At 68.6% G+C, this 13,609-nt stretch carries 13 protein-coding genes; 4 read left to right on the forward strand and 9 right to left on the reverse strand.

The window, feature by feature from the left end; translation table 11 throughout:
- Positions 1-18: 18 nt before the first annotated feature.
- Together K8P63_RS00205 and K8P63_RS00210 are read right to left on the reverse strand one after the other, a co-directional pair.
- Entirely contained in the window at positions 19-954 is a 936-nt protein-coding gene (locus tag K8P63_RS00205; protein WP_223797887.1) for an alpha-E domain-containing protein, read from the reverse strand.
- Positions 955-957: 3 nt separating this feature from the next.
- Positions 958-2,439 (reverse strand): circularly permuted type 2 ATP-grasp protein, encoded by a 1,482-nt coding sequence (locus K8P63_RS00210; RefSeq protein WP_223797888.1) that lies wholly within the window; start codon positions 2,437-2,439, stop codon positions 958-960.
- A gap of 146 nt (positions 2,440-2,585) precedes the next feature.
- Here K8P63_RS00210 and arfB point away from each other — a divergent pair, with 146 nt between their 5' ends.
- Positions 2,586-2,996, forward strand: a complete 411-nt coding sequence (gene arfB / locus K8P63_RS00215) for an alternative ribosome rescue aminoacyl-tRNA hydrolase ArfB (protein ID WP_223797889.1) — start codon at positions 2,586-2,588, stop codon at positions 2,994-2,996.
- Between the two features lie 26 nt (positions 2,997-3,022).
- On the opposite strand, the gene mddA is transcribed toward arfB, so the two are convergent.
- From mddA to ctrA, 3 genes are all read right to left on the reverse strand, one after another.
- Positions 3,023-3,766 (reverse strand): methanethiol S-methyltransferase, encoded by a 744-nt coding sequence (mddA, locus tag K8P63_RS00220; RefSeq protein ID WP_223797890.1) that lies wholly within the window; start codon positions 3,764-3,766, stop codon positions 3,023-3,025.
- Between the two features lie 138 nt (positions 3,767-3,904).
- Positions 3,905-4,093: a hypothetical protein gene (locus tag K8P63_RS00225; protein WP_223797891.1), complete on the reverse strand. Its 189-nt coding sequence runs from the start codon at positions 4,091-4,093 to the stop codon at positions 3,905-3,907.
- 93 nt (positions 4,094-4,186) lie between these two features.
- A complete protein-coding gene (gene ctrA / locus K8P63_RS00230) occupies positions 4,187-4,888 on the reverse strand; it encodes a response regulator transcription factor CtrA (RefSeq protein WP_223797892.1) in 702 nt (233 codons plus the stop codon).
- 214 nt (positions 4,889-5,102) lie between these two features.
- On the opposite strand from ctrA, the gene K8P63_RS00235 reads away from it, so the two are divergent.
- Positions 5,103-5,537, forward strand: a complete 435-nt coding sequence (locus K8P63_RS00235) for an RrF2 family transcriptional regulator (RefSeq protein WP_223797893.1) — start codon at positions 5,103-5,105, stop codon at positions 5,535-5,537.
- A gap of 7 nt (positions 5,538-5,544) precedes the next feature.
- Here K8P63_RS00235 and K8P63_RS00240 read toward each other — a convergent pair whose 3' ends face one another.
- The 4 genes from K8P63_RS00240 to K8P63_RS00255 form a co-directional block, all read right to left on the reverse strand.
- The gene (locus K8P63_RS00240) at positions 5,545-8,043 is read right to left on the reverse strand and encodes an ABC transporter permease (protein WP_223797894.1); all 2,499 of its coding nucleotides are present in this window, start codon (positions 8,041-8,043) and stop codon (positions 5,545-5,547) included.
- 131 nt (positions 8,044-8,174) lie between these two features.
- Positions 8,175-8,855, reverse strand: a complete 681-nt coding sequence (locus tag K8P63_RS00245; protein WP_223797895.1) for an ABC transporter ATP-binding protein — start codon at positions 8,853-8,855, stop codon at positions 8,175-8,177.
- 15 nt (positions 8,856-8,870) lie between these two features.
- Positions 8,871-10,178: an efflux RND transporter periplasmic adaptor subunit gene (locus tag K8P63_RS00250; RefSeq protein WP_223797896.1), complete on the reverse strand. Its 1,308-nt coding sequence runs from the start codon at positions 10,176-10,178 to the stop codon at positions 8,871-8,873.
- 118 nt (positions 10,179-10,296) lie between these two features.
- A complete protein-coding gene (locus K8P63_RS00255; RefSeq protein WP_223797897.1) occupies positions 10,297-10,605 on the reverse strand; it encodes a UrcA family protein in 309 nt (102 codons plus the stop codon).
- Between the two features lie 222 nt (positions 10,606-10,827).
- Between K8P63_RS00255 and K8P63_RS00260 the strand changes: the two genes are divergently transcribed.
- Positions 10,828-12,225, forward strand: a complete 1,398-nt coding sequence (locus K8P63_RS00260; protein ID WP_223797898.1) for a sigma-54-dependent transcriptional regulator — start codon at positions 10,828-10,830, stop codon at positions 12,223-12,225.
- Positions 12,215-13,555, forward strand: a complete 1,341-nt coding sequence (locus K8P63_RS00265; RefSeq protein ID WP_223797899.1) for a sensor histidine kinase — start codon at positions 12,215-12,217, stop codon at positions 13,553-13,555. The genes K8P63_RS00260 and K8P63_RS00265 overlap by 11 nt, the downstream gene beginning before the upstream one ends.
- Positions 13,556-13,609 lie beyond the last annotated feature (54 nt).

The following is a 13,609-nucleotide window of genomic DNA, read 5'->3' on the forward strand; positions in this document are numbered from 1 at the left end:
GCAGCCTCGCTTTCCCGCTCAGGCGAACCGGAACTGCTCGGCGATCGCCCGATCGAGCGATGCATTCTCGACCACGAACGCCTCGAGATATTCGTGGAGGCCTTGGCCGAAGACCGAGTCGATCTTGGTGCGCGACAGCATCGTCACGCGCCGCCGCGCCATGCGGTCGGCCTCGCCCTGCCGCCCCAGCCGCTTGCCGACGAAGGCGAGGTGCGCCGCCACCTCCTCGGTCGCGCCCGCCAGGCTGCGCGGCAGCTCGGGCCGCAGGATCAGCATGTCGGCGACCAGCCACGGCTTCAGCCCGTCGCGATACAGCCAGCGATAGGCGGTGTTGGCCGATACGGTGTGGAGGATGGTGGTCCACTGGTCGCGATCGACCAGCCCGCCGACCTTTTCGCCGACCGGCAGCAGCAGGTGATATTTGACGTCGATCAGCCGCGCGGTGTTGTCGGCGCGCTCGATCGCCGCGCCCATGCCGATGAAGGCATAGGCCTCGTTGCGCAGCATCCGCTGGAGCGCGCCCTCGAAGCCGCGCGTCTCGGCACGGATCATCTCGATCAGCGCGAGCGTCTCGGCATAGCCGCCGGTGGTGGCAAGCCCGCGCAGGCCGAGCCACGCGCGGTTGATCGCCTCCCACGCATCGCGCGTGAGCGCGGTGCGCACCGACTTGGCGTTGTCGCGCGCCGAATCGAGGCAGGCGCGGATCGAGCCGGGATTTTCCGGATCGAGCGTCAGATAGCCCGAGACCGGCTCGGGCGCGACCGGCTGGCCGGTCGCGGCGAAGCTGTCGTCGCAGGCGGTGACGCGCAGCGCGCTCTCCCACGCCTGCCGCCCTGCCGGGCGCGCCGAAAGCGCATCGAGGCGGAGCGTGGCTTCGACCAGGCGCGCGGTGAATTCGGCGCGCTCGACATAGCGGCCGATCCAGTAGAGCGCGGCGGCGGTGCGGCTGAGCATCGGTCAGCCTCCCTGCCGCTGCATCTGGCCGTCCAGGCTTTGGCTCTGCCATTGATCGGGCGGGCTCAGGATCAGGCTGTCCTTGGTGCCGCCGCCCTGGCTGGAATTGACCACCAGCGAACCCTCGGTGAGCGCGACGCGGGTCAGCCCGCCCGGCACGATGTGCACGCCCTCCGCGCCGGTCAGCACGAACGGGCGGAAATCGACGTGGCGCGGCGCGACGCCCTGCGCGGTCAGCGTCGGCACGGTCGACAGAGCGAGCGTCGGCTGCGCGATGTAGCGCTGCGGCTCGGCGATCAAGGCAGCGCGGAAGCTCTCGATCTCCGCGCGCGAGGCGGTGGGGCCGACCAGCATGCCGTAGCCGCCCGATCCGTCGACCAATTTGACCACCAGCTTCTCGAGATTGTCGAGCGTATAGGCCAGCGCCCCCGGCTCGCGGCAGCGATAGGTCTCGACGTTCGGCAGCTTGGCCTCGCCGCCCGAATAATAGCGCACGATCTCCGGCATGTAGCTGTAGATCGCCTTGTCGTCGGCGATGCCGGTGCCGGGTGCGTTGACCAGGGCGACATTGCCCGCGCGATAAGCGGCGATCAGCCCCGGCACGCCCAGCAGCGAATCGGGCTTGAACACCAGCGGATCGATATAATCGTCGTCGATGCGGCGGTAGATCACGTCGACGCGCACGCGCCCGTCGATCGTGCGCATCCAGACGATGTCGTCGTCCACCTCGAGATCGGCCGGCTCGACCAGCTCGATCCCCATCGAATCGGCGAGGAAGCTGTGTTCGTAGAAGGCCGAGTTGAAATGGCCGGGGGTGAGCAGCACGCACACCGGCTCCGACCCGTGCCCGCGCGGCGCGACCGAGCGCAATGTATCGCGCAGCTGATCGGGATAGCGGTCGACCGGGCAGACGCTGAAGCGGCGGAACAGCTCGGGGCACAGCCGCACCATCGCCTCGCGATTCTCCAGCATGTAGGAGACGCCGGAGGGGGTGCGGGCATTGTCCTCCAGCACGAAGAAGTCGTCGGCGCCGGTGCGGACCAGATCGATCCCGCAGATGTGCGCGAACACGCCGTGTGGCGGCTGCTGCCCGGAGAGAAAGCCGCGAAACTGCGGATTGGCGAGCACCAGTTCGGCCGGGACGATGCCGTCGGCAATGATCCGCTGCGCGCCATAGACGTCGGCGAGGAAGGCGTTGATCGCCTCGACGCGCTGCACCAGCCCCTCCTTCAGCCGCTCCCACTCGGCATGGGTGAAGATGCGCGGCACGATGTCGAACGGGATGATGCGCTCGGCGCTCTCCTCGTCGCCATAGACGGCGAAGGTGATGCCGAGCTGGCGGAACGCGGCCTCGGCCGCCTTCTGGCGTCGATCCAGCTCCCCCGGCGGCGTCTGCGCGATCCAGGTGGCGAGTTCGGTGAGACCGGGTCGACCGTCGCGGCCGCTGCCCGTTCCCCAGACTTCATCGAAGGCGTCGCGTGACATTCGGCTCCCGAGGTGACGGATCCAGAGCGGAGACTGCAAGCGAACGCTGCGCCGCACAAGGAAAAGGTGTGACGCAGGCATAACGAACTGAAGTAGCGAGCGTTGCACCCTTCCCGCCGCATGCCGGAACGGGCAGGACATGCGCCATGGCCGACGATCCACCCGCATTGCCCGAGGAGGCGCTGGAGGAGCGCTTCCTCGCCGCCACCGGGCCGGGCGGGCAGAACGTCAACAAGGTGGCGACGGCGGTGCAGCTGCGGCTGGACGTCTATGCGCTCAGGCTCGATCCGGCGGCATTCGCGCGGCTGAAGGTGCTGGCGGGCACGCGCTGGGCGGCGGGCGGATCGATCCTCGTCACCGCGCGCCGCTTCCGCACGCGCGAGGCCAACCGCGCCGATGCGCGCGAGCGGCTGGCCGAACTGGTCGCCGCGGCGCTCGTCCGCCCCGAACGGCGGGTGAAGACCAAGCCGTCGAAGGCGGCGAAGGCGCGGCGGGTGGACGCCAAGGCGCGCACCGGCGCGATCAAGCGCGGCCGCGGCCGCGTGACGCTGGACTGAACGCGCTTCGATCGCGCGGAGCCGGTCTACCGTCGGGATCGCCGCAGGCGCGGCGCGAGCATCCCGACGCGGTCGCGATAATCGACGTAGCGATCGCCGAACAACGTCACCAGATCGCGCTCTTCGTGCTGGATCGCAATCAGGATGTAGACGAACATCGCCGCCGCCAGCAGGACATGGCCGACGGTCATGATCGGGATCGCGAAGAAGGCGAGAATGAACCCGCTGTAGAGCGGATGGCGGACCAACCGGTAGAAGAAGGGCGTCCGGAACGTCGGCGCGACCGACGGCCGGCCGCGGGCATGGCCCCACACCTGGGTGAGCCCGAACAGCTCGAAATGGCTGATGAGGAAGGTGCTCAGCAGCACGATGCCCCAGCCCAGCCCGAACAGCCCCCAGATCGCCACGACGGCCGGCCGATCGGCGACCACCCAGACCGTGCCGGGAATCGGCCGCCACAGCAGGAACATCAGGATCAGCACGAGGCTCGCCGCCAGCACGTAGATGCTGCGTTCGATCGGCTCCGGCACGATCCGGGTCCACGCGCGCTTGAACGCCGGGCGCGCCATGATGCTGTGCTGCAGCCCGAACAGGGCGACGAGGACGAGGTCGATCGCGATGGCGGACCATTCCGCGCCGACGATGCCGCCGCGATCGACGGTGAGCGGCACCCACGGCAAATTGCCAACGAAAGCGACAAGGTACAGGAAAGTCGCGAAGAAAATCAGATAAGCCAATATGCCGAATAGCAGGAACGTTGCGCGCGACATGGCCGCTCTCCCCCAGCTTATGGCAGGTAATCTACTCCACGAGAGCGGGAGTGCAAGCTTTGGTACGGGATGACGAAAGCTCGCGCCATCACGCGCTGTCCTGCGATTTTCCGTCGAATAACCAGCAGGTTGCTGCGGCTAAGCTTGGCGCGCTTGCGGCGGCAGCGTGCGCTTGCCCCGCGTTCGGCTGGTCAGATGATATTGGCCGCAACGGTCGCAGCGATAGGGCCTGAGCGGCACGCTCGCCGCGAGGGCGATCGCGAGCGCCGCGGGCTCGGTCGGGTAGCGCACCTTCCTGGCGCACGTGCTCAGCTTCGTACGCACCATCCGCTCCGCGCCATGGGCTCGCTGCCGGCGATCAAACGGGAAAGGGCGCCGCATTGCTGCGACGCCCCTCCATTCACCAAGTCTTCGCGCCGGTCAGGCGACGTCGGCGACCGGCATTTCGTTGGGCTCGCGCAGCACGTAGCCGCGGCCCCACACCGTCTCGATGTAGTTCTCGCCGCCGCACGCGAGGCTCAGCTTCTTGCGCAGCTTGCAGATGAACACGTCGATGATCTTGAGCTCGGGCTCGTCCATGCCGCCATAAAGGTGGTTAAGGAACATTTCCTTGGTGAGCGTCGTGCCCTTGCGGAGCGAGAGCAGCTCCAGCATCGCATATTCCTTGCCGGTCAGATGCACGCGGGCGCTGTCGACCTCGACCGTCTTGGCGTCGAGATTGACCGAGAGCTTGCCCGTGCGGATGACCGACTGCGAATGGCCCTTCGAGCGGCGGACGATCGCATGGATGCGCGCGACCAGTTCCTCGCGGTGGAACGGCTTGGTCACGTAATCGTCGGCACCGAAGCCGAGCGCGCGGACCTTGGCGTCCATTTCGGAGATGCCGGAAAGGATCAGCACCGGCGTCTGCACGCGGCTGGTGCGCAGCTTCTTCAACACGTCATAGCCCGTCATGTCGGGCAGGTTGAGGTCGAGTGCGATCAGGTCGTAATCGTACAGCTTGCCCAGATCGAGGCCTTCCTCGCCCAGGTCGGTCGTGTAGACGTTGAAGCCCTCGCTCGCGAGCATCAGCTCGATGCTGCGGGCGGTGGTTGGATCGTCCTCGATCAGAAGCACGCGCATGATGGTGGTCCCTGTCCGGCTGAGCGACCGAGCGAAGCAACGATGCCCGATTGCTGAAGATGCTTGGTTAACACCCCCTCTATGCGGGCGAAAGGTTAACATGAGTTTAAGTGCGCCAAATTGGGCTTAAACGGTGTTAAAATCCTCCTGACGATGCCACCAAAGCGGGTGAAGGTGGCATCGCGCCGCCGGCTGCAATAAGAGCGCCTGCTCCATGTTGTCGCAACGCAGCCGCTACGCCTTGAAGGCGCTCCTCCACCTCGCCGGAACCGAGCAGGGCCTGCCCGTGTCGATCGGAACGATCGCGCAGGCGAGCGGCATCTCGCGCAAGTTCCTCGAGGCGATCCTCAACGATCTGCGGCGCGAGGGGCTGGTCGACAGCACGCGCGGCAAGTTCGGCGGCTATCGCCTCGCGCTGCCCGCCGACCAGATCAGCTTCGCGCGCATCATCCGCGCGAGCGAGGGCCCGCTCGCGCTGTTCCCGTGCGCCAGCGTCAATTTCTATCGCCCCTGCCCCGATTGCGACGTCGCCACCTGCACGCTGCGGCGGGTGCTCCGCCACGCCCGCGACGGCGTGGCGGAGGTGCTGGAGCGCACCACGCTCGCCTCCGCGCTGGAGGCGGACGAGCCGCTGCCGCTGGCGTCCTGACGCCGGCTCATTCGTAGCGGAGCGCGTGGATCGGGTTGGCGCGCGCCACCCGCAGCGCGTGTCCGCCGATCGTCACCACCGCGATCACCAGCGCGAGCCCGCCCGCCAGCAGGAAGGGCGACGGCCCCAGCGTGATCCGCGCATCGAACCGGTTGAGCCAGTCGCGCATCAGCCACCAGGCGGCGGGCCATGCGATCAGGTTGGCGATCAGCACCGGCCGCGTGAACTGCCACACCAGCAGCCGCACGATATCGCGCGTGCGTGCGCCCAGCACCTTGCGGATGCCGATCTCCTTGGTGCGCCGCTCGGCGGTGAAGGCGGCAAGACCGAACAGGCCGAGGCAGCCGACGATCACCGACAGCATCGCGAAGGCGGCGAACAGCACCGCGCGCGCATCGTCGGCCTTATATTGGCGCGCGGCGCGGGCATCGCCGAAATCGGCGGTGAAGGGCACCTGCGGCACCAGCTGGCGCCACACATGCTCGATCGCGTCGCGCACCGCCGCCGGATTGCCGGTGGCGTAGCGCACCTCGAGATAGGTGTAGCGGTTGAGATCCTGATAATAGACGATCGGTTCGACCGGCTCGTGGACCGAGCGCCAGCGCGCGTCGCCAACCACGCCGACGATGGTCGACTGGACCAGCCCGAACTTGCTGTCGACCAGCGACATGCCGATCTGCTTGCCGATCGCGTCGGCGGGCGAGGCGAAGCCGAGCCGCTTCACCGCCGAGCGGTTGACGACGACGTTGACGCCGCGCGCGACCATCGCCTGCTGCGAGGCGTCGTCGGTGTGCGAGGTGAGGCTGCCGTCGTCGAGCGCGATCCGCTCCGAGAAGGTGCGCCCGGCCAGCAGCGGCAGCCCGACCGTCTCGAAGAAGCCGGGCTCGACTGCATAATTGCCGATATTGAACGAGTGCGCCTGCCCCGGCAGCAGCACCGAATTGTTCGAGCGATTGTCGCTCTCCACGCCGATCATCGTCTGCGCGGCGGCGACGACGCCGGGCACGCGACGGATTGCGTCCTCCAGCGTCTTGGCGAGCGGCCGCACCTGCGTCCGCTGCATGTTCGCGATCTGCAGCAGGCCGTCGCGGTGGAAGCCGGGATCGACATGCTTGGCGTAGACCGTCTGCCCATAGATGACGAGCGTGCAGACGATCAGCGCGATCGACACCGCGAACTGCCCGACGACGAGGATGCCGCGCAACACGCCGCTGCCCTCGGTCGCGGCCGAGCGGTTGGCCTTCAGCACGCGCCCCGGCATGAACGCCGACAGGCGGAAGGCAGGATAGGCGCCGGCGGCGATGCCGACGATCAGCGTCAGCGCGATCACCGGCGGCAGCACGCCGTCATGGCCGATATAATGGAGCTTGAGATCGGCATCGAGAAAGCGCGCCAGCCATGGCAGCGCCAGCTCGGACAGCGCGAGCGCGAGGATCATCGCCAGCGCCGCCACCAGCACCGCCTCGGTCAGGAATTGCGCGATGATCTGCGCGCGGGTCGCGCCCAGCACCTTGCGCAAGGCGACCTCGCGCGCGCGCTGGCTGCCGCGCGCGGTGGCGAGGTTGGTAAAATTGACGCACGCCATGCCCAGCACCAGCAGGGCGACGGTCGCGAAGGTGACGATCGTGGTGCGATCATTGCCCGGCGAGGCTGCGCCCTCCTGCACCTTGCCGAGGTGGACGCCGGTCAGCGGCTGGAGCCGGTAGACGAAATTGTCGTCCTGCCGGCGCAGTTCGCCGCCGATATTGTCCTTCGGCACGTTGCGTTCCTGCCATGCCGGCAGCCGCGCCTCGATCGCCCTGGGATCGACTCCCGGCGGCAGCGTCAGGTAGATCCAGCCGGCATGCCAGCCCCAGTTGGTGATCGCGCCCTTGTCTTCGCCGAAATAGGTGTCGGGATCGAACATCCGCACCATCGTGAATTCCTGGTGCGAATTGCGCGGCAGATCCTGGAACACGGCGGACACGCGCAGGGTGCTGGTCTTGCCCTGCTCGATGATTTGCAGCGTGCGGCCGACCGCATCGTCGGTGCCGAAATACTTCCGCGCTGCCGTCTGCGACATCGCGATCGAGCCGGGATCGCGCAGCGCGGTTTTCGGATCGCCGTGGATGAAGGGCAGGCGGAAGATCTCGAAGAATTGCGGCGAGGCGGCGGCCATCAGATCGAACACCGGCTGCCCGTCCTTCAGGATCACCGGCCGCCCGATCGTCATGTAGGCGAGCTTGTCGATCTCCGGAAAATCCTTCCGCAGCGCCGGCATCGCCGCATAAGGCGAATTCTGCGAATCGTTGGCGAGATCGCCCTGCACCTCGACCGCCTTGTCCTGGAACTGATAGGCATGCTCGACGCCGGGGATGAAGCTGTCGAAGCTGGTCTCGTAGCGGACGTAGAGCAGGATCATCAGGCACGCCGCCATGCCGATGGCGAGCCCGACGATGTTGATCGCGGCGTAGGCGCGGTTCTTGGTCAGCGCGCGGAAGCCGGTGACGAGATAGTTGCGCAGCATGATCCTGCCCTCTGGTTACGTGTACAAAACCGGGGCCTTCCGCACCTTGGCCGGGAGAAAGGGAGCCGGCCCGGTCTGCGAAAGGCCCCGCGTCGCCGCGCCGCCCCAGCGACGGCGTGGCGAAGCCGGTGTCAGGCCGCGCGGCGCCGTTCGGCCAGCACCTGCCCGTCGAGCATGTTGACCACGCGCGCGGCATAATCGGCGTGCGCGGGCGAGTGGGTGACCATCACGATCGTCGTGCCGTCGGCGTTGAGCGTCTGGAGCATGCGCATCACCTCCTCGCCATGCTGCGTGTCGAGATTGCCGGTCGGCTCGTCCGCCAGGATCAGATCGGGGTCGCCCACCACGGCGCGCGCCACCGCGACGCGCTGCTGCTGGCCGCCCGAAAGCTGCGCCGGGCGATGGTCGGCGCGATGCGCGATGCCCACGCGGTCCATCACCGCATCCACGCGCGCGCGGCGCTCGGCCGCCGGAATGCCGTGGTAGAGCAAGGCCAGCTCGACATTCTCGCGCACTGACAGCTCGTCGACCAAATTGAAGCTCTGGAAGATGAAGCCGATGTGGCGCTTGCGGATGTCGGCGAGCTTCGCCTCGGGCAGCCCCGCCACCTCGCGCTCGCCGAAGCGGTACGAGCCGCCGGTCGGCGAATCGAGCAGGCCGAGGATGTTGAGCAGGGTCGATTTGCCGCAGCCCGACGGACCCATGATCGCGACGAACTCGCCGTCGAGGATGTCGAGATCGATCGCGTGGAGCGCGGTCGTTTCGACCGTGTCGGTGCGGTAGGTGCGGGAGAGGTTGCGCAGGGACAGCATCGGCAGGGGCTCCTTTCAGGGGCGGGCGATGTCGAGCCGATCCTTGTCGGCGAGACCGGTATAGGGCGAGGTGATGACGCGCTCGCCCGGATCGAGCCCGTCGAGCACCTCGATGAAGTCGGCATTGCGGCGGCCGAGGCGGACGGCGCGCTTCACCGCCGAGCGGCCGTCGGGCGCGACCACGAACACCCATGCGCCGCCGGTATCGCCGTAGAAGCTGCCGTTCGGGATCAGCCGGGCGGGGCTCGGGTCGCCGAGCGTGAGGCGCGGCTGCAGCGTCTGGCCGCGCTGCATGCCGGTCGGCTCGGGCCCGACGAACCACAGATCGACCTGGAAGGTGCCGTTCTTCACCTGCGGATAGATCTTGGCGACCTTCATCCGATAGGTATGGCCGTCCTGGTCGAGCGTGGCGCTCTGCCCCTTCTGGACGCGGCCGAGATAATATTCGTCGACGTCGGCGGTCAGCTTGGTGTGGCCGGGGCTGTCGATCTGGCCGAGCCGCTCGCCGCGATTCATCGACTGGCCGACCTGGATCGAGAAAGCGGTGAGCTGGCCCGCGACCGGCGCGCGCAGGTTGAGCTGATCGAGATTGTCGTGCGCGACCGCGAGCGCCGAGCGCAGCGAATGGCCGCTCGCCTGCAGCTCGGCGAACTGGCTCGACTGGATGCGCTCGTCGGTCGACTGCGCCTGGCGCAGTTCGTGCAACTTCTTCTGGGCGTTGAGATAATCGTCGCGCGTGTCGCCGAACGCCTTGCCCGCGACGAAGCCGCGCGACGAAAGCGGTTCCTGCAGATCGTAGAGGCGCTTGGCCTTGGCGAGCTGGGTCTCGGCTTCGGTCACGTTGCGCTGATTGTCGAGCCGCGTGCGTGCGAGGTTGAGCTCGGTCGTGCGCAGATTGTTGAGCTGGTTGGCGACCTCCGCCTCGTCGCGCAGCGTCGACAATTGCAGCTCGGCGTTGGACAACACCGCGAGCAGCTGGCCTTTCACCACCGACGTGCCGTCCTCGACCAGCACCTTGTCGACCCGGCCGCCTTCGACCGCGTCGAGATAGACGGTGAGCAAGGGGGTGACGCGCGCCCGCAACGGCAGGAAATCGTCGAACGTGCCGCGCTTCACGTCGGAAATCGTCAGGCGGTCGGCGGGGACGGTCTGGCTGCTGCCGCGCGGCGCGGCCCACCAGAACAGGCCGCCGAGCACCACCAGCGCGCCCGCGGCAAGCGCCAGCATCAACCGGCGCGGAAGGCGGCGACGCACGATCGCCCGGTCCATGCCGGGGGTCAGCGGGATCGCGGCCTCCTCGGCCTTCATGCGGACGACGCTCATGCGGATGATCCTTGCACCTGCCGTGCCAGTCGCGGATCGCGGGCAAAGCAGGATTTTCTCAACGTCGCTGTCCGCCCCCGGACACGAAGTGTCCGAAAGCGGACAGTGATGCGGCCGATCAGCGCGCTACCCGCACGTTGCCGCCTTGCAGCGCGTGGGCGAGATCGTCCTGCGCCTGGGCATAGCTGTGATACTGACAGGCCGAGGCGAGGCTGAGGTCGCGATCGACGATCGGGCACACCTTCGATGCGGCGCGCTGCAGGCGCAGGTCGAGCGTGTGGCGGCCGGCGGTGGCGGTGAGGTCGACGTCGGTATAGCTGACGGCGATGCTGGTCGGGGCCGACGCCGCGGCGGGCGATGCGGCGCTGACGCTGAGCGCGGTGGCGGCGCAGGCGGCGGCCAGCGCGATCGGGGACAGACGGGTCATGGCACTTCTCCTTGGGGTCGGCATCATGTGCCGGCATCCCAAGCTACGCATCGGGCGTGCCAACCGGGCCAACATGCTGTTCTAGCGAGATAAATGCTGAATCCGAACGGCGGCCGGCCCGGCGCGGCGTCCGCGGGCGGACAGAAAAGTGTCCGCAGGCGGACGGTCTGGCACGCTTGTTGATTGGTGAGCGGCGACTAGGATCGCTCGTGGAGGAGCAACGTGACCGCCCAACCCACCTTCGACCTGTGCCTCGTGATCGACGACGATGCGGACATATTGCTGGCCGCACGGCTGCTGTTGCGCGACCTGTTCCGTGAGGTGGTGACGACGGCGTCGCCGGCCGAGGGGCTGGCGCTGATGGCCGGGCGTCATCCCGACGTGGTGCTGCTCGACGCCAATTTCATGCGCGGCGCGACCGACGGGCGCGAGGGCTTCCTGTGGCTCGGCCGCATCCTGGCGCAGGATCCCGAGGCGGTGGTGGTGCTGATCACCGCGCATGGCGGCGTGCAGATCGCGGTCGAGGCGATGAAGCAGGGCGCGACCGACTTCGTCACCAAGCCGTGGAGCAACGAGCGCCTGCTCGCCACGGTACGCACCGCCGCCAGCCTGCGCGCGCAGCGCCGCGCGACCGGGCTGGAAAAGGCCAAGGCGCAGGCGATCGCGACGCCCGCGGGCGAGATGCCGCTGCTCGGCCGCAGCCCGGCGATCGCGCGCGTGCTGTCGCTGATCGCGCGCGCCGCGCCGACGCAGGCCAACGTCCTCATCACCGGCGAGAACGGCACCGGCAAGGAACTGGTCGCGCGCGAGGTGCATCGCCGCAGCCAGCGCGCCGACAAGGTGATGCTGTCGGTCGATCTCGGCGCGATCACCGAGCATCTGATCGACAGCGAATTGTTCGGCCATGTGAAGGGCGCCTTCACCGACGCGCGCGCCGATCGCGTCGGGCGGATGCAGGCGGCCGACGGCGGCACGTTGTTCCTCGACGAGGTCGGCAATCTGCCGCTCCATCTCCAGCCGAAACTGCTCACCGCGCTGGAGCAGCGGCAGGTGACGCCGGTGGGCGCGAACCGGCCGGTGCCGATCGACGTGCGCATCGTCTCCGCCACCAATCTTCCGCCCGAGCGGCTGGCCGACCCGCACGTCTTCCGCACCGATCTGCTGTTCCGGCTCAACACGGTCGAGATCCCGCTGCCGCCGCTGCGCGAGCGGCGCGAGGACGTGCCGCTGCTGCTCGACCATTTCCTCGGCCTCTATGCGCGCAAATATGGCAAGCCGGCGCGCGAGGTGCCGCCGGCGCTGATGGCGCGGCTGATCGAGGACGACTGGCCCGGCAACATCCGCGCGCTGCGCCACGCCGCGGAGCGCGCAGTGATCCTCGCCGACGGCGATGCCTATTCGGACGAGGATTTTCCCCCGGCACGCGCGTCCGCGTCGCCGCGCATCCTGCCCGAAGCCGCCGCCCCGCCGCCCCCGCCCGATCTCAACCTCGGCAAGGCGGAAAAGCAGATGGTCGAGCGCGCGCTGCAGAAGCACGGCTACAACATCTCCGCCGCCGCCACCGAGCTGGGGCTGACGCGCGCCTCGCTCTATCGGCGAATGGAGAAATATGGGCTTTGAGGGCGGTTTCGCCGGCGGATTCGTCTGGCGCATGGCGTTGTTCGTCGCCGCTTTGGGCCTGTTCGCGTGGAGCCTCGTCGTGCCCGGGCTGGCCGCCGCGCGGCTCGTCGCCGGGCTGCTCGCCGCCACCGCCGCGTGGGGGCTGTGGCACCATGTCGGCCGCACCAATCGCGAGGTCGCGCGCTTCGTCGAGGCGCTGCGGCACGGCGATTTCGCGCAGGGCTTCACGCGCTCGGGCAGCGCCGCCGGCTTCGACCGGCTTTCGGCGGCGCTCGACGGCGCGGTGCGCGACCTGCGTCAGCAGCGCGTCGCCGCCGACGCCGATGCGCGCGTCCAGACCGCGCTGGCCGACGAGGCGCCGGCAGCGTTGCTGCTGCTCGGCACGGACGGCCATGTCGCGCTCGCCAACAAGGCGGCACGCAAGCTGTTCCGCCACGTCGCGGGGCTGCGCGCGGAGGATTTCGCCGGCTTCGGCGTCGACTTCGCCGCGTTGCTGATGCCCGATGCCGGCCCGGCGCGCGCGGTGATGACGCTCCGCATCGACGGCGCGCCGCAGCGCGCGGTCGTCACGCGCGCCGCGTTGATGCTGCCGGGCGATCGTCGCGCGATGATCGCGGTGCAGCCGATCCAGCACGAACTGTCGGCGGTCGAGCTCGCCGCGCAGGCGGACCTCGTGCGCGTGCTGACGCACGAGATCATGAATTCGATGACGCCGGTGGTGTCGCTCGCCGAAAGCGCGCGCGGGCTGATCGAACGGATCGACCCCGCCGCCGATCCCGGCATCGCCGACGCGCAGCTGGCGATCGCCACGCTCGCCCGGCGCGCGAGCGGCATCATGCATTTCGTCGAGGCCTATCGCGCCTACAGCCGCGCGCCGACGCTCGACCGGCGGCGCTTCGCGGTCGCGCCGTGGGCGGCGGAGCTGGCGCGGCTGCTCGCGGCCTCGGCGGTCGGGGCGAACGTGCCTTTCTCCGCGACCATCGATCCGCCCGATCTGTCGATCGACGCCGATCCCGATCTGCTCGCGCAGGTCGCGATCAACCTGCTCAAGAACGGTGCCGAGGCGGCGGCGGCGCATCGCCCCGATCCGGCGGTGGCGCTGGCGGTCGATCTGCTGCCGGGTGGCCGCACCCGGCTGCGCTTCCGCGACAACGGCGCCGGCATCGCCGCGGCGCTGCGCGACGATATCTTCCTGCCCTTCTTCACCACCAAGCCGGACGGCACCGGCGTGGGGTTGAGCCTCGCGCGGCGGATCGTGATCGCGCATGGCGGCGACCTGACGCTGGCCGTTCCCGACGAGGCGGGGGCGTGCTTCGAGATCACGCTCTGACGCGAACTGTAACGGAGCGGCGCCGTGCAGGTTTGCATCCGGCGAAGATCATCG

This window comes from Sphingomonas nostoxanthinifaciens (assembly GCF_019930585.1).
In the GTDB taxonomy this organism is placed as follows: domain Bacteria; phylum Pseudomonadota; class Alphaproteobacteria; order Sphingomonadales; family Sphingomonadaceae; genus Sphingomonas_I; species Sphingomonas_I nostoxanthinifaciens.